Here is an 18,717-nt window from a genome sequence, read left to right as displayed (position 1 = left end):
AATTCTAACAGAGCAAATTCCCTCTGGGATCGGATATTTATCGGGTAGCCCCGAGCATTTCCAAAAGAAGCGCCTGAACAGGGGGCGACCGGAAAAGGTCCAAATCTTTTAGACCGGAAACCCTGGCGCGCAGAGCGCCGACATCCGGGTTTTCATCCACCACCATCCCTTTTTCTTTCAGGAGCCTGAGACGCTCGCCGTCCTTGGCGCGATTGTCCGCCCGCTGGAAAAGGGCCGATTCGTAAATGGTTTGTTGGATCATCCCCTGGGTGGCGGAATCCAGCGTTTGCCACCACTTGAGCGAAGCCACGTCAATATGGGACGAATAGACGTGGCGGGTCAGGGTCATGTATTTCTGGATCTCATAAAATTTATAGACTTCCATGACCCACAGGGGGTTTTCCTGGCCGTCGATAACGCCTTGTTCCAGCTCGGTATAAATCGGCCACGGCATGGGGGTGGGATTGGCGCCCAGCGCCTGCCAGATCGCTTTGTGAAGCGCCGACGCCATGACCCTGATTTTTAGTCCTTTAATATCCGCCGGACCCCTGACCGGGCGCTTGCTGTTGGTAAGGTTTCTGAAGCCGTTTTCGGAAAAACACAGGCCCTTAAAACCGGAGCTTTCAAGGCTTTTTAATATCCGGGCGCCCAGGGGGCCGTCCAGAATGGCATCGGCCTGGGCGTTGTCCTTAAATAAGAAAGGGTAATTGATGACCCGGACAATGGGATCGAAGGTGTCAAACGGGCCGTCGGTAATGATGCCCATCTGGATGGTATTCATCTGGATCTGCTGCAGGATTTCGGTTTCATTGCCGATGGCGCTTGAGTGAAATATCTGGACCTGGAGGCCTCCTCCGGATCGTTTTTCGGCGAGTTCTTTAAATTTTTCAGCAACGATATTCTGGGCGGAGCCGGGTTTGGTGACGACCCCCAGTTTAATCCGGGTCGCGGCCATTGCTTCGGCAGATAATAAACAAACAAAAACGAAAATCAGCAGCAGTATTCTGTTCAGCATGTATCACCCCTTCATCAATAGTGATAGATAACAAATATCCGCGGAAAAGCCAATAGGCATAAAATGGGATCGTCTCCAGATCAGTTGTTAATCCGGAAGGATTCAGGAGGTCGGGGGTTCAAGAGTTCAGGTGAAATAAGTGATAGGCTGGAAAGCCGGGATGCTGGCAAGCCGGAACGCATGCGAAAGCGAATCAGGAATCTTCCTGGCATCATAGCCTCCAAGCATCTTGGAAAAAGGAAAAACGTTTTAAGCCCTGACCCCTTAACCCATGGACCATTTCTCCCAATTGGTAGAAGAGCCTGAAATATTAATATTGACTAATCCGTTTTTATTAGGATACATAGTTAAATTTAAGTAACTGTTTATGACGAAAAGACATTGAAAATGATTCAGTTAATCAGAGGGTTCAAAGACATACTGCCCGGCGAGGGGGAGCTCTGGCAGCATATTGAAAAGACGACCGTGGATCTTTTTGAGGCCTATGGCTTCAGTGAAATCCGGCTGCCGCTGCTGGAAAAATCCGAGCTTTTTGCCAGGAGCATCGGTGAAGACACCGATATCGTGGAAAAGGAAATGTACACCTTTCCGGATCGCAAGGGGGACCTGGTGACCCTGCGGCCGGAGGCGACCGCATCCATTGTCCGGTCCTATGTCCAGCACAAGCTTTATGCCCAGGATCCGGTTCAGAAATTTTATACCATCGGTCCCATGTTCCGCCGGGAAAGGCCCCAGAAAGGGCGCTACCGGCAGTTTTACCAAATCAATGCCGAGGTCCTGGGGGTGGAGTCGCCCCTGATAGACGCCCAGCTCATCTTTATGCTGGTGACGCTGTTCTCGCGGCTGTCGGTCAAAGATACCGAAGTCCAGCTGAACTCACTGGGCTGCCCGGCCTGCCGCCCGGCGTTTAAAGCGGCGCTTTCCGGTTTTCTGTCCGGCGTTAAAGAAAAGCTTTGCACGGATTGCCTGCGGCGAAGCGACCGCAACCCGTTAAGGGTGCTGGACTGCAAGGTGCCGACCTGCCAAGAAGCCATCACCGGAGTCCCGTCCCTGCTGGATTTTTTATGCGCCGACTGCAAAACCCATTTCAAAACGGTCCAGGATGCCCTCGGTCGCCTCAATATTTCCTATACCATCAACAGCCGTTTGGTCCGGGGCCTTGACTATTACACGCGCACGGCTTTTGAGATCCAGACCCACTCACTGGGCGCCCAGAACGCGATTGCCGGCGGCGGGCGCTACGACGGTCTGATTCAACTGCTGGGCGGGCCGGACATGCCGGCGATCGGTTTTGCCATCGGGCTTGACCGGCTGGTGGAAGTGGCTGGGCTGGAACGTTCCGATTTTATTAAAAAGCCGGACGTGTTTGTGGCTGCCCTGGGCGAAGAGAGCATGCAGGTGACGTTTGACTGGTCCTGTGCGCTGGGGCTGGCAGGCGTCACAACGGAAATGGATTTGGGCGGGAAAAGCTTGAAAAGTCTGATGAAGCGGGCCAACCGCCTGGGTGCGGCTTACGTGTTGATCGTCGGCGCGAATGAACTGGATAAAGGCGAAATCCTCCTGCGAAATATGGCAACCAAGGAACAGACCGTACTTCCGCTGGCAGGGATTGTTGAAAAGATAGCCGCCATTGTCCGGAGAGAGTCGAAACCTTTATAATCACGGGAAGCGGAAGGTACGATCTGCCGAAAACAGTTTCATGCCCTTTGCGGGAACAATTTGCCAGTTTGCGTACGCGGCATTTGTTTTGTAAAAAAGACCGGTGAGGGACAGCTGCTTAAAAGGAGTCAAAAATTTGTCAGATATACTTGGAGATATGAGACGGACCCATCACTGCAACACCCTGAACGCGGCGGATGTCGGCAGGGAAGTCATCCTGATGGGCTGGGTTCAGCGGCGCCGGGATCACGGCGGCGTTATTTTTGTCGACCTGCGGGACCGCGAAGGGATCACCCAGGTGGTTTTCAACCCGGAGGTAAACGAACAGGTCCACGCCAAGGCCCATGCCATCCGAAATGAATTTGTCATCGGCGTGCGGGGCCGGGTGGACAACCGACCGGAGGGGATGATCAACCCCAACCTGAAAACCGGCGAAATCGAAGTGACGGTGTCGGAGCTGAAGCTGCTGAACGAGGCCAAAACGCCGCCGTTTTTGATTGAAGATGCTGTCGACGTGTCGGAAATGGTGCGTCTGAAATACCGCCACATCGACCTTCGCCGCAATCAGTTTCAACAGAATCTGATGATGCGGCACAAGGCTGCCATGTCGGTGCGGCAGTTTTTAAACGGTCGCGGGTTTCTGGATATAGAAACACCCTTTCTAACCCGCAGTACGCCGGAGGGCGCCCGGGATTATCTGGTCCCCAGCCGGGTCAATCCGGGGCAATTTTATGCCCTGCCGCAATCGCCGCAGATTTTCAAGCAGCTTCTGATGATAGCGGGGTATGACCGCTATTATCAGATTGTGCGCTGTTTCCGGGACGAAGACCTGCGGGCCGACCGTCAGCCCGAGTTTACCCAGATCGACATGGAGATGTCGTTTGTAGGGGAAGACGATGTCATGGCCGTTGCCGAGGAGATGATGGCAGCGGTTTTTAATGATGTCCACGGACTGAAGTTGACCCTGCCGTTTGAACGCCTGACCTATGGGGAAGCTGTCGGCCGTTTCGGCCTGGATAAGCCCGATGTCCGTTTCGGTCTTGAACTAAAGGATGTTTCCGATATCGTGGCCGGGTCGGCGTTTAAAGTGTTTTCAAGTGTTGTCGAAAAAGGGGGCATCGTCAAAGCCCTGAACGCCAAAGGGAGGATCGATCTGTCGCGCAAGGAGATTGACGACCTGACGGCGTTTGTGTCGGTTTACCGGGCCATGGGCCTTGCCTGGATAAAGGTCCGGGAGGACGGCTGGCAGTCTCCCCTCGCCAAATTTTTCAGCGATGAGGAAAAGGCGGCCTTAACCCGGCGCATTGAAATTGAACCCGGAGACCTTGTGTTCTTTGTGGCGGACCAGCCCAGGGTTACCAACGAGGCCCTGGGGCACCTGCGCAATCACCTGGGCAGGAAGCTCGGTCTGATCAACGAGGATGAATTCCGGTTTGTATGGGTGACCCGGTTTCCCCTGCTTGAATTCGATGAAACCGAAAAGCGCTATCAGGCGATGCACCACCCCTTTACCGCACCTGTTGAAGATGACTATGCCCTGTTGCAGGAGAACCCCCTGGCGGTCCGCTCCCGGGCCTATGACCTGGTCTTGAACGGCTCGGAAATCGGCGGCGGGAGCATCCGCAACCATCAGATCGATATTCAGAAAATGGTGTTTTCCGCCCTGGGATTGGCCCCTGAGGCTTACGAAGAAAAATTTGGATTTCTGCTGGAGGCCCTGGAATCCGGTGCGCCGCCCCACGGCGGGATCGCTTTCGGATTCGACCGGCTGGTAATGCTCCTCTGTCGGCAGGCTTCCATCCGGGATGTCATCGCGTTTCCCAAGACCCAGAAGGCCGCCTGCCTGCTGACCAACGCACCTTCGGAAGCCGCCGCCGAACAATTAAAGGAGCTGAACATCAAAATCAAATAAGAACCGGCTGATATTGTTTCATTTATTTTTGCTTGACTTTGGTTGCTTTCTCTATTAACAAAAAGGTTTCGATTTAATCCCTAATAGCTCAACCGCGCCCGTGACGGGGCAGGTCAGGCATAGTCCCGCCAAAGGCGGGATTAACCACTGGGCTCGTGGAATTAAAAGTTATTAATTCTCATATAGTTTTTTAAAGTTGAAAAAATGATCCCCGATAGCTCAATTGGCAGAGTCCCGCCAAAGGCGGGATTAACCACTGGGCTCGTGGAATTAAAAGTTATTAATTCTCATATAGTTTTTTAAAGTTGAAAAAATGATCCCCGATAGCTCAATTGGCAGAGCGGGTGGCTGTTAACCACTAGGTCGTAGGTTCAAGTCCTACTCGGGGAGCCACAAATAACAGGCCGGGACTCCCCCGGCCTTTTTTATTATGAAAAGCTGGGTATACATCATCCAAAGCGAATCCTCTGGACGTTATTACTGTGGCCAAAGCAGAGATGTTGAACGTCGCCTGCGGCAGCACAATGACCCTGATTATGGTTTGTCGAAAACGACAAAACGGTTTCGGGGCCCTTGGAAATTAGTCTGGACAGAAGAGTGCGACAGTCTTAGGGAATCTACCATATTGGAAAGAAAGATTAAGAAGCGTGGAATTAAACGGTTCTTGGAAGAGTTCCATTCGGCAGAGTCCCGCCGAGGCGGGATTAACCACTAGGTCGTAGGTTCAATCCCGCCAGGGCGGGATCGGGGAGCCAAATTTAATGCCCTGCCGTTTTCCCGACGGCCGGGCATTTATATTTCGAAACAGCTTTATCAAAATCGACAAAGGCATTTGTAATGGCATTTTGGGTTTACATTCTCCAGAGCAAAGCCATCGGCCGATATTGCTGAAATCAGCGGTTCCTATTTAACACAAGACCCCGTGGGGTGATCCCCTCGGGGTCTCATCGTTTCTGCCGTACTCACGCCGATTTACGCCTCCGGCCACATCCTTCCCGATTCTCTGTTTCGATGCTCTCCGCCCGGGGTTGCGGTGCAACCGTGGGGGTTCAGACTCGGTCTTCGCAAATGTCCTTTCCTGATTCTCCCATTCTCCGTTTTTTGAATCCGGCAATTTAACAGCCCGGTTCCCCAAAGCCCCTGCGTCGACATCAAACGCCATGCTCCGATAGGTATCAGCCGGAAGCCGGACCAGGGGGTTCACGACTTCAACTCCAGGGGCCTCCCTTGGCCCAGCTTGTTGGAATGGGGGCACGCTTGGAAGCTGCTTTCATGGGAGGTAACAGGAATTCCCTGAGGCGCGAGAGCAACTCCAAAAACTCAGGTGCGCTTTCTTCGAGACCGTTCTTCCGAATAAACGCTGTCCACTGGACCGATTTCACCTCGTCGCGGCCGAACTCATCTGTCAGGGCCAGCGGCGGTTCAATGGGGATTTCGGTCTTCCGTCTCTTGAAAGTCGCCTTGATTGCCCGGACAAGGGTATTGCCCCCAAAGGCGAAATCGCGGGCCAGCACGTACAGGTCATAGAAATCCTTCATCCGGCTATTGGCAATGCCTATCATGACCATGGCCTGGAACTTCTCGGCGATAACCGTCTCCCTCGGACATGCACGGATGCTCGGGGCAGGAAAATCCAGCAGCGTGGGATAGCTGATCTTCTTGGCCTTGGGCGTGACTACGTCGCCGAATCCCACGTCGACCTGTCCGGGAATGCGGGCCTTGCCGAGGAAGGCGGTTAGCGTGACGCGCTGCCCCTGGTATTCCTGCTCATCGCGGATAGGCGCAGCCGCCACGGTGTCGGCATCAAAGACCAGACCATCAGGTTCAACGTCTACACCGCAGACCTTGCGGAATACTTCAGCCAGTCGCTCGCTGGAATCGTCACCATGGCCGAGGAAGTCCATGTCCATCGTTGACCTGTATGTTTCGCCCGTCCAGACCATGAACAACATGGCTCCCTTGAGTATGAAATTCCCCGCGTATTGCGAAACGGAAAGGCGATAGAGGAGCCGTTCCGTGGCGTAGCGCGTCCAGACGAGATTCGGATCATCTCCGGTATCTCGGATGATGTTGAGAAGTCGCTGGCGAACAGACGCAGCGACGTTCGATGGCTTGTCCTTGGTCATACGGTCGCTTCCATGTAAGGACGCATCGTTTTCGTTACCCGGCAGATCTTCGCATACTTCCACAGTTCGTCGGTCGAGCATTTGCGGCCACGCAGAACGTCGCGCAGGGCCTCGAGTGCAACATCGAGCCCGATCTTGTTCCGATACTTGAAACAATCCGCCACGGTCTTAGCAGGATTATAGATGCTCACCCACACACCTTCGATGGTGTGTTCTTCGACGCCCTCCGTGAGGGACTTGCCGGAGAAAAGAACGATACGTACTTTCTGGTGCTTTATCCGAGGTTGGGCAGCCCTGCGGTTGATAGCCATCCACACCTCGTGAGGGGCCTGCGTTCCGATCTCGTGAAAGCGCAGGGCTGACAGAAGGCACACGACGCCCTTGGGAATCGCCTTCGCTGCTTGTACCAAGCCATGATGAGCAGTTACCTCTGCGTCTGGAAGCCGATAAAGCCCCCGTTCTATCCGCACAAGCTCACCCTTGGCACAGAGTCGGCGCAGGTACTCGGGATGAATGCCGAGAGACCGTACCTCAGAGGCACTCACCACGCCCGAGTTGCGGGCGAGTTCCAGCACTGTCTGCTCGTTGGGTTTTCTGTCCTTTATCTGCATGTGTCAAATTATCGACATATTTGTAAAAATGTCAAGAAAAAAACACAATAGAACTTCGCCGTTCGTCGGCGCACTTGTGTGTAGATATCGACACATGTTGGCAAGGGTCGATACTTTGACACATGCCTTCAGGCCTACCCCGGCGAGCTCTCGTAGATTGTAATCCGCTGCCTGCAACGGCGGCTTTCGCGCTTCGCCATGGCCTTCGCGTCCGTTCCCGGCAGGACAACGCCCTGCATCGAACCGCAGCACTTCGACTCGAACCGCTACTACGGGGTGAACCTGCACAACGTCTGGTACCGGGGAACCGTCGAGTTCCGCTGGTTCGAGGGACCGCTGCAATGCCCTTTTGGGTCTACATCCTGCAGAGCGACAGTTCCGGTCGCTTTTATTGCGGTCAGACCCACGACCTGGAGACCCGGATCGCGCAACACAACGACCCGGGAAATGACCTTTCGAAGACAACGAAACGATTTCAGGGGCCGTGGCGACTGGTGTGGTCCAAACCGGTGAGGACCGGTTCCGAATCGGTTCGGCTCGAGCGCAAGATCAAAAAACGAGGGATCCGGCGTTTCCTGGATGGCCAGAAGAATGGCTATTAATCCCGCCGGAGGCGGGACTGTATGTTCAATCCCGCCGTGGCGGGATCGGGGAGCCATTCGACACGCTCAGGGCAAGCCATTTCGACTTAGTTTTTGATCGTGAAGAATGGCCTTGAGCCTGTCGAAAGGCCAGTATTTTATTTTTCTAAGGTAATAAGGGTGCTTTAAAAGTCTTGAAGGGAAAGGTGAGTACGCCTGAATACAATAGAGAGGAAATCTTGATGGGTTCCACAAAAAAGGGGTTACATCATCGGAAGCGTGTAGGATGTTCCCTCCTATGAGGGTCTTTGCGGCGGGTATCTCGCCGTGTTTTCGACACTGCTGCATCAGTCATTTAACAGGCTTTGGATCTCCCGATGGTAGCCCAGATACCGAACCAAAGTCTTATCGTTCTTCCCGTATTTGGGAATATTCTGTAAAAACTCCTCGAAACGGTCTTCCGCTTCCGTTTCATCCCGGAGGGTTACGATACCGTCGGTGATGATATCCACGAGACGGTCGGCATAAATGATAATCCGCTCTTCCAGGCTCCGGAGAGTGTAATCTTTGACCGGCAGTCTTAATTCAACCGCTTCCTCGGCGCTAAGTCCGCCGCGGATGTGTTTTTCCATCACCGCGGTGATGGTTTCGGGAAGACCCAGGGCCGCACCCATTTCCGCGCCAAGCTTGCCGTGTTCCATGTCATGGGTTTTAGCCTTGCCCAGATCGTGGAAAAGGGCTCCGCGTCCCACCAGTTCCATATCCAGATCAACTTTGGTACGGCCGGCGATGTCCAGCGCTTTTTCCGCCACTTTAACGCTATGGGCGATATCATCCTCCGAAACACCGGACGTGCGCAACAGGTCGATGTCGGACGCTTTAAGGGTGTAGCTTTCGATGGAATTTGTCATGGTTATTTATCCTTTTTAATCAATTGTTAAACCACCAGCCTCCAGACCACGCCGGTAACGGCACCCGCGGGAACCAAGTATTGAATCGGCAGATGAAATTTCTGGAGCAGGGCCAGGGAGACAACAGCGGATATCAAGGCAAAAAAATCGATGCCGTTGTTGGGAAAAATGATATTTAGGCCGAACCATACGGCCAGGTTGAGAATAACGCCCACCACTGCTGCTGTGACGCCGGTCAGCGCGGCCTGGAGCCGCTGGTTGCCGGCCATGGCCTCGATGTAAGGCGCGCCGGCAAAGATGAAGAAGAAGCACGGCAGAAATGTTACATACGTGGTGATCAGCGCTCCAAAAATGCCGGCGGTCAGCGGTGTGAGATCCCCGGGCAGGTTCCAGGCGCCGAGAAAGCCGACGTACTGTGTCACCATGATCAGGGGGCCGGGGGTGGACTCTGCCAGGCCCAGGCCGATGAGCATTTGCTGCATTCCAAGCCAGCCCTTGGTTACGGCCACATCGGTAATGTAGCTTAGAACTGCGTATGCGCCGCCGAAGGTGACAAAGGCGGCCTTGGTGAAAAACAAACCGATCTGCGTCAACGTATCGTTGTAACCTCGCCAGATCCATAAAGTCCCAATCGGAATTGTCCATAAGCCGAGGCAGATGAGAAAGACCCGGACGACATAGGCAAAAGACGGTCGAATGTGGTTCTGTCCGGTAGCGGGTTCGGTTTTAATTCGACATTCGCGGGTTTGGGCGTCAAAGTTGCCCTTGCAAAAGACCTCCGGCAGCCGGTGCTGCATGAGCAGACCGCCAAGGGCGGCGGCGGCGACAATATAGGGAAACGGAAACCTGAAGAAGAAGATAGCGACAAACGCCAAAGCGGAAAAAGCATATAGTACGCGATGTTTGAGGGCCTTCTTGCCGATGCGCAGCACCGCCTCCACCACCACGGCCACCACCACCGGCTGGATGCCGTAGAAGGCGGCGGCCACCGCCGGGATATTGATGTGGGCCACTGCCAGGTAGCTTAAAAACAGCATGACGAAGATCGAGGGGATCACGAAAAGCGCTCCGGCCGCGATGCCGCCCCATGTGCCGTGCAGTCGCCAGCCGATGTAGGTGGCCAGTTGCTGGGCCTCGGGGCCCGGCAGCAGCATGCAGAAGTTCAAGGCCCGCAGGAACTGATTTTCACCGATCCAGCGCTGCCGCTCCACCACTTCCTGGTGCATGATGGCGATTTGTCCGGCCGGGCCGCCGAAGCTGATGAAGCCCAGCTTGGCCCAGAATTTTAAGGCGCCTTTGAATGTGGCCGTTGTCGGCGGCAGTGAATCAGATTGAGGTGTCATCCATCTTCTCCTGGTTTCGAATCATCGTTTTCGCCGAAATATAAAGATCTCCAGATAGACCCTGACCGTTTGGTTGACCGGAAAAATCGTTATTCCGGCCAACCGGTTTCATGTTACGGCAATTGCGTGGGAAAAATGAGTTCGCAGCAGTTCTGCGGACAGAAAATCTCCAGCCACATACTGTGTTCTTCCGCTTTTTCAGTCACCGGCAGAGAGATACGCTCTTCCTCGTTCATGCAGGCGCCTTCAGGGCAGAACACCTCCAGCCATTTATCTTTTTTGGGGTCAGTCATTTTGGACCTCCTTTTTGTTGTATGCGGGCACCGGAATATCGCGGCCGAAAACCGCAAACCCGACGGTGCCGATGATCCCGAAAACGAATGCCGTGATCAGGTTCGTTTCCGGGCTGATTTGCCATAAAAACGCCCCGCCCAGAGCGGCGAGGGATACGAAGATGTCCCGGATCAGGTAATAGAGCCCGAACATGCCCGCCTTGCAGTGGTCCGGCGCCAGATCCATGATCAGGGCCTTGCGGGTGGGCTCGCCGAACTCCTTGAGCCCCCGCAGGATAAATGCCGCGACCAGCCACTCAAATGAGCGGCTGAACATGAGCGCCACCGGAAAAAGGGTGAAAAAGACAAAGGTCATGAGCACAAAGGGTTTCTTGGCGCCGCGGTCGGCCATGTAGGCCACCGGTATGTAAACAATTACCGCCGTGGCCATTTCGATGGTGGTGAGCAGGCCGAACTGTACGGCCGATACCGGCGCCGTTATCACCTTCATGCTCCAGACCACCACAAAGGCATAGGGGATCTGCTCGCAGAACCGGACGAGTATATCGGTGGCCAGCAGCCCCTTCATGGCCGGGTTCATCAGCCGCAGCAGTTTCAACGGATTTTTCTCCGGCGTGAGATTGCAGGTATCGCCCGGGGAAACCTTATCGGGCCTGTCGTCCTGGATCATCCGTTGCTGCAGCACCACCGCTGCCATGGTTAATACCAGGGCGGCACCAAAGGCAAGCCGGACCCCGTCGCGTTCACCCCATATTCCGATGAAGAGCCCGCCGACCAAAGGACCGAGGGCCATGGGGATGCGGCGCACCAGTGAATGCATGGTTACGCCCATGGTGCGTTTATTCATGGGCAGGACCTTGTATATCAGGCTCATGGTGGCCGGCAGGGATATGGCCGACCACGAAATAAAAAGCACCGCCCCGGCCAGCACCGCCTGCCAGGTTGTTACCAGGATCACCAGGGTGAAGCCTGCCATGGCCACCAGGTTGAAGATGAGGAGCGACTTCTTGGTGCCCAGACGGTCGGACAGGTAGCCCCCCGGAAACGAATAGAGGGCCGAGAGCAGGTTGTCCATGGCCTGCAAAAGACCAATGGCCAGCACCCCGCCCCCCAGGGCCATGATGTAGATGGGCAGGAAGCGTTCAGCCATGCGCTCGCCCATGCCCACCATCACCACCATGCCCAGCACGCCGATGGTGGTCCGCTGCAGGCCGAGGAAGCCGGAAATCCGAGCGGCGCGAGTTGTTATGACTTTATGGGTTGCCATGGTTTTCCCTCTACTTTTTTAAATGTTACAAATAGAATGTAGCAGTTGTTTTTTTTGTCAAGAGTGAACCACAAGGGATCTTTGGGACAGCGCGTTAAGCGGGAAAATCCCCTTTTTGAAAATAAGCCATAACTGACTGCTGAAGGTGTTAAAGTTACTGGATTTGCTATGGAAAAACTGCTCAAAGAATAGGGGCTCTATACGGGGGGCCATTTCGATGCAAAACAGGAGAGGGATAAATAAACGTAAAACTTTTTGTATTTTTAACTTTAGATGCGTTAATACAAAAAACAGACTTGTTATTACTGGAAAATATATTATACGATCCTTGGAACCGATTCTGATGAAAGGAAGGAAATAAAATGGACCTTAAGACTTTGGAAGCGATCCCGCCATGGGAATGGCCCCAGGAGGCCGGCAGCATTATCCTTGACGTTCTACGAAACGATCAGGCTGAACCGTCCGACCGTCTTCTGGCTGCTGAGCTGGCAGGCGATTCCGGGGATGTCAGCGATGAGCTTGCCGAGGCATTGCTTTCAATTCTGCAAAACAGCAACGAACCGGAGGCCCTGCGCAGCCTGGCGGTCATTTCGTTGGGCCCCGCCCTTGAGTACGCTTATATGGACGGCTTCGACGACCCGGATGAGGTGCTCATAACCGAAGCCATGTTCCGCAACATCCAGGAGACGCTTCACCGGCTCTACCGGGACGCCCGCGTTCCCAGGAAAGTGCGCCGGCGGATCCTGGAAGCTTCGGTGCGCGCACCGGAGGACTGGCATAAGGAGGCTGTGCGCGCCGCCTATCGAAGCAACGAAGAAGACTGGAAACTGACCGCGGTCTTTTGCATGCAATACATTGATGGATTCGATGAACAGATCTACGAATCGATCGGCAGTAAAAATCCGGATATCCTCTATGAGGCGATCTGCGCGGCAGGCAATTGGGAAATCGATGCGGCCTGGCCGCACATTGAGGCTCTCATCCGTTCAGATCAGACTGAAAAGGAACTGCTGCTTGCCGCCATCGAGGCGGCGGTCATGATCCGTCCCGAAGCGGCGGCTGAGATTCTCCAGCCCCTTACGGACTCTGACGACGAGGACATTGTTGATGCGGTTTACGAAGCCCTGGCCATGGCCGGCGAGCTCTGGGACGATGAAGATGACGACGACGACAATAGGACCCTGCACTGAGGGCGGGGTTTTCGGGTATTTTTGCCGGGCTCTACGGACACATAGTATTATAAACTACCTGAATAGTTTATGAAAGCTTATGTCTATATCCAAAAGAGGGGCGTGCTGCTGCATGCCAAGAACATCCGCATCTCCCGGGTCGCCGGATACATGGGGCCTTTTAATATTCACCTTAATAATCCTGCCTTCGTCATGATAGATGACCTCAGAAATGTTTCCCGGGTCGACGTTATAAAGCTGGGCCACCCGCTCCCGAGTGATGGCCTGGGATTTTTTTACAGCCTCGTATAGCTGCGTATTGTCAAACATGATATCGGCGGTAAACCAGAAAGGACCAGCATTCTTTGTTCTGATCACAGATGCGATTTCTCTAAGATTCATTTTTATCCCACCTCCACAATTCTAATATCAAAAAGCGCCTGGTCCCGGTCGATGGGCAGCAGGTGATGGACCGAAAGCTTATAGACCTCTCCGGCATCTATTATACTGGGAGAAAAAGCATATCCTACATTTCCGGATATGGTGATGCGTCCGGGGTAATTACACCAAACCATGCCGTATTTTCCAAAATAGCAAATTTCGTGGGCCAGTTCCCGGGTAGGGGCAATAATCTCCATGATGATTCCCAGTTCATGTGAGGTAATTTTTTTTTGGGGCTCCAGCGGCCCCATAACCCCGTCCTTGCCATATATGCGAAATATAATGTGGTAATCCTTGCCTTCGCAAAGGCCTTTGGGTTCAAATTCATTGATTACCCGTGTTTTGGTAAAATTAATAATCCAGTCAATGTTCTGGATAAAAGCGGGGTCTCTGGCCCCTACAATAAATAGAGAACGATACCCCAGCTTTTCCGCGCCCTCCAATTTGACCTTGTAAGATTCAGGATCATCGATCCAGACACTGCCGGAAACCTTTACACTCCGTTCATTGGGCTGAGACAGTTTGGCTTTTCGCATGTCCAGGATTCCGCCTGGTTCAAGCTGGTAAAAAGGATTTGTGCGCTCATACGCTTCGTGGCCTGCTGTGGATCTTACCGTACTGATCCAGTCGTCCGTGGCAGGCTCCACCAAAAAATAATCATCGATGAGGGTGGCCAGCATGGGGGTCCGCATGATTTTGGAATCCGGCAAAGGTATGGCGCTGGCAGATCCGCATTCAATGATTTTCCCCAGGTGAAGGGCCAATCCCTTGTCATAACCCCTTCGGACGGGCTCGGCGGCAAAACAGGCGTTGTCGCAGGCCCTGCCGGCCAGAACAATATCCGGGTTCATGTTTAACGCCTTAATAATGGGTTCTACACCGATCTGGGCGACGATTTCCGTACAGCGGTCAACGATATCTTCCGTAAGGGGCTGGCCATGGTCCAAGCCCGCTATGGTTTCACTTTTGATTCTTTTTTTAAGATATTCTTTGTCTAAAGTCGTATCAATAACCGCCACCTTAAAGGTTTTCCCCATTTCTTTGGCCACCTCGTTCATTCTTTTCAGGTGCCATTCAATGTGCGGGCGTCCACCGGAACCCCCTGCAGATCCCATCACCATGGGCGTTTTTTTGGTTAAGAGCCCCTCCATCATTATTCTGCAATCGTTTTTCATTTTGTATTCTGCGACGTGGGGCAGCCCGGCGCCTAAATAATGGGGACCCGGATCTAGGGAACCTGCGTCAACGGCGATGGAATCGGGATCTCTGGTTAAAGCGATCTTATAAGCGCCCTCATCGATCCCCACCAGCCCCATACAAGAAGTCGGTGAAATTACGGTATGTTTTTCCAAAATATGACCTCCCAGCCTACTTTATGAATATTTCAATTCCCGGCAACCCAAGCGGGGCAATACCGGACATCTAAACTTTAGCGGCACGTTGTTTTTCCGAAAAGATCTTTTCATACACCAGTGTAATTCCCCCCATCCCGATTCCCAGAAATGAGAGCGTGTAGTTCGGCGCCAGCATCAGGGCGCCGGCCGCAACTTTCACAACAGATTTTATGATGTTGTCCCTTGATCCGAAAAAACCGGCAGCAAGAAAAATCGCCCCGATGATCCCGGTTGCCGCGCAAATTATAACATCAATGGGCTCTCCCCGTCCCAGCAGAGCGGGATTAAGAACGAAAAAGAACGGGATCAGAAAAGCGACCGCCCCCAGGCGCATGCCCACCAGCGCGACCTTAAACCAGTTCCCGCCGCCGATATTGGCGCCGATCACACAGGCCGTGCAGGTGGGCGGGGTTACAGATGCCAGGGTGGCCCAGTAAAGCAGGAACATGTGAGCGGCCACCACGTCGATCTTGAGCTTTACAATTGCGGGTGCGATCAGGGCGGCCGAAAGGATATAAGTCGCCGTCACCGGCAGGGGTGCGCCCAGGATCAGCGGGATCAGGGCTGCCACCAGCAGAGAACCGATCAAGTTGGTTCCGCCCATTTCAAGTATCAAGCTGCTGATTTTGGGAGCGACGCCGGTAAGGCCAAGCAGATCGGTAAAGATGCCGACGCTCACCAGAATGGGAGCGATTTTGGCGATGGAAAGACCGCCGTTGCAGAGGGCTTTTAATATTTTCAAAACATTTTGCTTCAAGCCGGACAAGGTCAAATCCGAGCTTATGTAAAGAACGATCACGGTACTGCAGGCGTAGAAACCGGCCGATATCAGCGTGTATCCCCTGAACAGCAGAACCAGCAGAACACATACCGGGGCAATCAGCGGCATGATTTTATTCCAGGTCAGGACTTCTTTCCAGTGCGGAATCTGATCCGCTGGGACCGGAATCAGCCGGATGCGCGTCGCTTCAAAATGTACACCGGCGATGATCCCGATGTAAAACAGCAGGCAGGGAATGGCAGCATAGCCGATGATCTTTAAATAGGGTATTCCCAGCAGGTCAGCCATGATAAAGGCCGTAATGCCCATCACCGGGGGAGTAATGCCCCCCCCGGTTGATGATATGGATTCCACCCCGCCGGCGAAATTCGGATCATATCCGAGCCCCTTCATCAGGGGAATGGTGTAATTGCCGGTCACCGAAACGTTGGCGACCGCGCTTCCTGAAATCATCCCGAATAGCGCGCTTGAAACCACAGCCACTTTGGCCGGTCCGCCTTTGAAGCGCCCCGCGAACAGGAGGGCTACATCGATAAACGTTTTCCCGCCGCCGGAGGCGTCCAGCAGCGTCCCGAAAATAATAAACATGGAGATAAAGGTCGCCGAAGTACCGGTCAAGGAGCCGTAGATGCCGTCCGATGAATAGTAGAGGGACGAAAGGACGTGCTCCAGCGTAAAACCCGGATGGATCCAGATCCCCGGCATCAGCGGCCCTAAAAACACATATACGAACATGAGGCAGACCAGCACCGGTATCGCCCAGCCCGTAGCCCGGCGGGAAGCTTCCAGAATAAAAACGGTCAGGAAAGCCCCGAGGACCAGATCGATCCGGCCGGCATCGCCGGGATACATGATTATTTTTTCCCAGTCGATAAAAATCCGGATGTTGGCCGTTAATACAATAGCGACAATCAACAGCGACCCGAGCGATATGCGGTTGGTGCTGTCTGCCTTTTTACTCAGGGGAAGCGCCAGAAAAACAACGGAAAGGCTCATGAGGACATGGAGCGCCCTGAGCTGCATATCATAAAGGGATATGCTGACGGTGATGAACAACTGAAATATCGCGAATCCTAAAGCAGTCCAGTATACCGCCCTTTCGCGGGTAATCCAGGGCATGGGAAACCTCCTGTGAAGAACAACTTTATGATGATTTAAAATCCCGTCCCTGTTATTTTACGTCTTTATATTCCGGCGGGATAAAACGGTCCGGAACCTGAATTCCCTTTTCTTTGGCATACTGGATCACACCGGCGTGAAAAAAGAATTCCTTGCCGGCGGGTGTATGCTTGAAGGCATCTGCAATGGGATCGATTCCTTTGCAGGGAGGAAATGCCGCTGCGATTTCGTCCCATCCCTTATAAACGGCTTTTACGATGCGATAACCTGTCTCCTGGGACATTTGCGAACTGCTGATGGTCATGGTGGCCGAGCTCATCTCCCATAAACTTGGCAGATTCGGGAGTTCCCGGATGGCGCCTGCCGAAGTTTCCATGAAGGTATTCATCGGATCTTCAGCCTGGAGTTTGTCAGCCTCATCTTTGGCAAAGCCGATGACGGTGAGTGGGGTACTGTAGTGACTTTCCATCATGGCTGCATCAAAGCTGTCGTGCGGGCTTCCCTTCACCATGCCCACCAGTTTGCCTTCGCGAGTCCCCCGGGTGGCATCCGCCAAAGAACTGGGGATCAACTTGATGCCGGTTCCGAGCATCTTGTTGGCATCCATGATGCGGGAAGCGTCCCGGGTGCCGGGGATTCCCGGGCAGAAATTCTTTCCGCTTAAATCCTTCCAGGTGCGGATTCCTTCCTTGGCGGCAACATCGGCGCGCACATAGATGCGGGTTACATTCAGGTTTCGCATGAACATCAGACGGATCGGTTCCCACGGACCCTCTTTCTGAAAATTGGCCACACCTGCACGCACTGTTGCGTAAACGGCGGGGCTGCCGCTCATGGACCAGTCCAAGATACCTTTTTTCATGGATTTGGCATGGTCATATCCGCCGCCGCCTTCCACGGCCGTCACCATTATGTTTGGATCGTATTTATGAACGACCGCGGCCAAAGAAATTGCAAACGCATAAACCCCCGAGGAGGAACCGACACTGCCCAGGGACAGGTTGACTTTCTGGGCGGAGGGGGATTCAGCCGCCCCGGCCGGACCCTGAAGAACAAACGTCATTAGAACAAAAACCAACATAATTGTTTTTTTCATTTTGACCTCCTTTGCATTCATACTTGTTTATTCATGAACGTCGTTAATATCCATCCTGCCTTGTGGGTCTTTTGCCCGGAACACCCCCAATATGAAAAAGAACTGATTTAAGGACGTGTCATAGGCGGTCATGCCTTTATGAAATATTTCCTTTCTGCGGCCAATTTATCAAAGCGATCCAGCGCGTTTAATGTTCGATCCCGATCCAGCATACCCACGTGGTCGATAAGGGCGTTTATCAGAATCAGGGGGGCGCAGTGAAATGCCATGAATGAAGCTGATTCCGCCGGGGAGTAAAGATTGATGTCTCCGCGGAACGGCGAGAACGGGCTGTCGCTGATGATGATGGTGTTGACATCCTTTTCCTTGGCGAGGTCCAGAAGCTCTTTGAGTTCTCTCAAATAGCGCGGAAATCCGATGAGAATGACCAGATCCGGTCGATTCCTTTTGTTCATGCGGTCGTATGCTTCCGAGTTGACGGTCGTAATCTTGGATACATTCAACTCAAGCTTGGTGAGGCCGAACCAGAGATGGTAGGCCAGGGAAGCGGTGCTGCGAGATCCAATTACCAGAATATTCTGCGAGCGATGTATCGTCTCAACCGCCTTATTGAATTCTGACACATCAAGCGTTTCCCGGAGGTGAGAAAGATTTTCAAGCTCTTTTTGCTGGGTTCTTGAAAGCGGATCGTTTTCCCGGGCGCGAAATTCATAGTCGATATTATACCGTTCGCTTCCTTTTAAATCCGCACGAACAATCCGTCGGATTTCCTTTTGGAATGCGGGATATCCTTTGTAGCCCATGGCTTTGGCAAACCGGACGATGGTTGCACCGCTGACACCTGATTCCGCCGAAAGTTGCTCGATGGTTGCAAAGGCGACTTTCTGATAATTATCCAAAATATATTTTCCCAGAAGCTTCTGGTTCTGTGACAGTTTTTCGAACCTGCCCTCCAGATGGCTAAAAATTTTTTCGATTTCTTTCATGCTTGTCGGTCAC

The 18,717-nt window shown here is 53.3% G+C and carries 16 protein-coding genes and 1 tRNA gene; 5 read left to right on the top strand and 12 right to left on the bottom strand.

Features of this window, described 5'->3' with window-relative positions:
- Positions 1-37 precede the first annotated feature (37 nt).
- On the bottom strand, positions 38-1,015 hold the full coding sequence (locus P1P89_03700) for a TRAP transporter substrate-binding protein (protein MDF1590598.1): 978 nt from the start codon (positions 1,013-1,015) through the stop codon (positions 38-40).
- A gap of 387 nt (positions 1,016-1,402) precedes the next feature.
- Here P1P89_03700 and hisS point away from each other — a divergent pair, with 387 nt between their 5' ends.
- The 3 genes from hisS to P1P89_03685 all read left to right on the top strand — a co-directional run bounded on the left by hisS (position 1,403) and on the right by P1P89_03685 (position 4,979).
- Entirely contained in the window at positions 1,403-2,674 is a 1,272-nt protein-coding gene (gene hisS / locus P1P89_03695) for a histidine--tRNA ligase (GenBank protein MDF1590597.1), read from the top strand.
- 136 nt (positions 2,675-2,810) lie between these two features.
- Positions 2,811-4,586 (top strand): aspartate--tRNA ligase, encoded by a 1,776-nt coding sequence (aspS, locus tag P1P89_03690; GenBank protein MDF1590596.1) that lies wholly within the window; start codon positions 2,811-2,813, stop codon positions 4,584-4,586.
- A 317-nt stretch (positions 4,587-4,903) separates the two neighbouring features.
- Positions 4,904-4,979: transfer RNA gene (locus P1P89_03685), tRNA-Asn, on the top strand.
- An 815-nt stretch (positions 4,980-5,794) separates the two neighbouring features.
- Here the strand turns inward: P1P89_03685 and P1P89_03680 are convergent.
- Positions 5,795-6,712: a nucleotidyl transferase AbiEii/AbiGii toxin family protein gene (locus P1P89_03680; protein ID MDF1590595.1), complete on the bottom strand. Its 918-nt coding sequence runs from the start codon at positions 6,710-6,712 to the stop codon at positions 5,795-5,797.
- On the bottom strand, positions 6,709-7,323 hold the full coding sequence (locus P1P89_03675; GenBank protein MDF1590594.1) for a type IV toxin-antitoxin system AbiEi family antitoxin domain-containing protein: 615 nt from the start codon (positions 7,321-7,323) through the stop codon (positions 6,709-6,711). Before P1P89_03675 ends, P1P89_03680 begins: the two co-directional genes overlap by 4 nt.
- A gap of 341 nt (positions 7,324-7,664) precedes the next feature.
- On the opposite strand from P1P89_03675, the gene P1P89_03670 reads away from it, so the two are divergent.
- Positions 7,665-7,925, top strand: a complete 261-nt coding sequence (locus P1P89_03670; GenBank protein MDF1590593.1) for a GIY-YIG nuclease family protein — start codon at positions 7,665-7,667, stop codon at positions 7,923-7,925.
- Between the two features lie 326 nt (positions 7,926-8,251).
- Here P1P89_03670 and P1P89_03665 read toward each other — a convergent pair whose 3' ends face one another.
- The 4 genes from P1P89_03665 to P1P89_03650 form a co-directional block, all read right to left on the bottom strand.
- Positions 8,252-8,815, bottom strand: a complete 564-nt coding sequence (locus P1P89_03665) for an HDIG domain-containing protein (GenBank protein MDF1590592.1) — start codon at positions 8,813-8,815, stop codon at positions 8,252-8,254.
- 26 nt (positions 8,816-8,841) lie between these two features.
- Positions 8,842-10,158, bottom strand: coding sequence for a chromate efflux transporter (gene chrA / locus P1P89_03660; GenBank protein ID MDF1590591.1), 1,317 nt, complete (start codon positions 10,156-10,158; stop codon positions 8,842-8,844).
- A gap of 113 nt (positions 10,159-10,271) precedes the next feature.
- Positions 10,272-10,451, bottom strand: a complete 180-nt coding sequence (locus P1P89_03655) for a hypothetical protein (protein MDF1590590.1) — start codon at positions 10,449-10,451, stop codon at positions 10,272-10,274.
- Entirely contained in the window at positions 10,444-11,718 is a 1,275-nt protein-coding gene (locus P1P89_03650) for an MFS transporter (GenBank protein ID MDF1590589.1), read from the bottom strand. The genes P1P89_03655 and P1P89_03650 overlap by 8 nt, the downstream gene beginning before the upstream one ends.
- Positions 11,719-12,080: 362 nt before the next feature.
- Here P1P89_03650 and P1P89_03645 point away from each other — a divergent pair, with 362 nt between their 5' ends.
- Entirely contained in the window at positions 12,081-12,908 is an 828-nt protein-coding gene (locus P1P89_03645; GenBank protein MDF1590588.1) for a hypothetical protein, read from the top strand.
- 54 nt (positions 12,909-12,962) lie between these two features.
- Here the strand turns inward: P1P89_03645 and P1P89_03640 are convergent, their stop codons facing one another.
- The 5 genes from P1P89_03640 to P1P89_03620 form a co-directional block, all read right to left on the bottom strand.
- Entirely contained in the window at positions 12,963-13,289 is a 327-nt protein-coding gene (locus tag P1P89_03640; protein MDF1590587.1) for a DUF4387 domain-containing protein, read from the bottom strand.
- A 2-nt stretch (positions 13,290-13,291) separates the two neighbouring features.
- A complete protein-coding gene (locus P1P89_03635) occupies positions 13,292-14,680 on the bottom strand; it encodes an acyclic terpene utilization AtuA family protein (protein ID MDF1590586.1) in 1,389 nt (462 codons plus the stop codon).
- Positions 14,681-14,750: 70 nt separating this feature from the next.
- A complete protein-coding gene (locus P1P89_03630) occupies positions 14,751-16,622 on the bottom strand; it encodes a TRAP transporter fused permease subunit (GenBank protein MDF1590585.1) in 1,872 nt (623 codons plus the stop codon).
- A 52-nt stretch (positions 16,623-16,674) separates the two neighbouring features.
- The gene (locus P1P89_03625; GenBank protein MDF1590584.1) at positions 16,675-17,718 is read right to left on the bottom strand and encodes a TAXI family TRAP transporter solute-binding subunit; all 1,044 of its coding nucleotides are present in this window, start codon (positions 17,716-17,718) and stop codon (positions 16,675-16,677) included.
- A gap of 128 nt (positions 17,719-17,846) precedes the next feature.
- On the bottom strand, positions 17,847-18,704 hold the full coding sequence (locus P1P89_03620) for a MurR/RpiR family transcriptional regulator (protein ID MDF1590583.1): 858 nt from the start codon (positions 18,702-18,704) through the stop codon (positions 17,847-17,849).
- Positions 18,705-18,717: the final 13 nt, after the last annotated feature.

The organism is Desulfobacterales bacterium, from assembly GCA_029211065.1.
In the GTDB taxonomy this organism is placed as follows: Bacteria; Desulfobacterota; Desulfobacteria; order Desulfobacterales; family JARGFK01; genus JARGFK01.
Note: the sequence above shows the minus strand (reverse complement) of the source record. Positions and strands in the feature narration are given on the sequence as shown.

Coding starts and splice junctions, on each gene's coding strand:
- P1P89_03680 (MDF1590595.1), bottom strand. CDS start 6,712: ATGACCAAGGACAAGCCATCGAACGTCGCTGCGTCTGTTCGCCAGCGA.
- P1P89_03700 (MDF1590598.1), bottom strand. CDS start 1,015: ATGCTGAACAGAATACTGCTGCTGATTTTCGTTTTTGTTTGTTTATTA.
- P1P89_03665 (MDF1590592.1), bottom strand. CDS start 8,815: ATGACAAATTCCATCGAAAGCTACACCCTTAAAGCGTCCGACATCGAC.
- P1P89_03645 (MDF1590588.1), top strand. CDS start 12,081: ATGGACCTTAAGACTTTGGAAGCGATCCCGCCATGGGAATGGCCCCAG.
- P1P89_03620 (MDF1590583.1), bottom strand. CDS start 18,704: ATGAAAGAAATCGAAAAAATTTTTAGCCATCTGGAGGGCAGGTTCGAA.
- P1P89_03650 (MDF1590589.1), bottom strand. CDS start 11,718: ATGGCAACCCATAAAGTCATAACAACTCGCGCCGCTCGGATTTCCGGC.
- P1P89_03675 (MDF1590594.1), bottom strand. CDS start 7,323: ATGCAGATAAAGGACAGAAAACCCAACGAGCAGACAGTGCTGGAACTC.
- P1P89_03630 (MDF1590585.1), bottom strand. CDS start 16,622: ATGCCCTGGATTACCCGCGAAAGGGCGGTATACTGGACTGCTTTAGGA.
- hisS (MDF1590597.1), top strand. CDS start 1,403: ATGATTCAGTTAATCAGAGGGTTCAAAGACATACTGCCCGGCGAGGGG.
- P1P89_03670 (MDF1590593.1), top strand. CDS start 7,665: ATGCCCTTTTGGGTCTACATCCTGCAGAGCGACAGTTCCGGTCGCTTT.
- P1P89_03655 (MDF1590590.1), bottom strand. CDS start 10,451: ATGACTGACCCCAAAAAAGATAAATGGCTGGAGGTGTTCTGCCCTGAA.
- chrA (MDF1590591.1), bottom strand. CDS start 10,158: ATGACACCTCAATCTGATTCACTGCCGCCGACAACGGCCACATTCAAA.
- P1P89_03640 (MDF1590587.1), bottom strand. CDS start 13,289: ATGAATCTTAGAGAAATCGCATCTGTGATCAGAACAAAGAATGCTGGT.
- P1P89_03625 (MDF1590584.1), bottom strand. CDS start 17,718: ATGAAAAAAACAATTATGTTGGTTTTTGTTCTAATGACGTTTGTTCTT.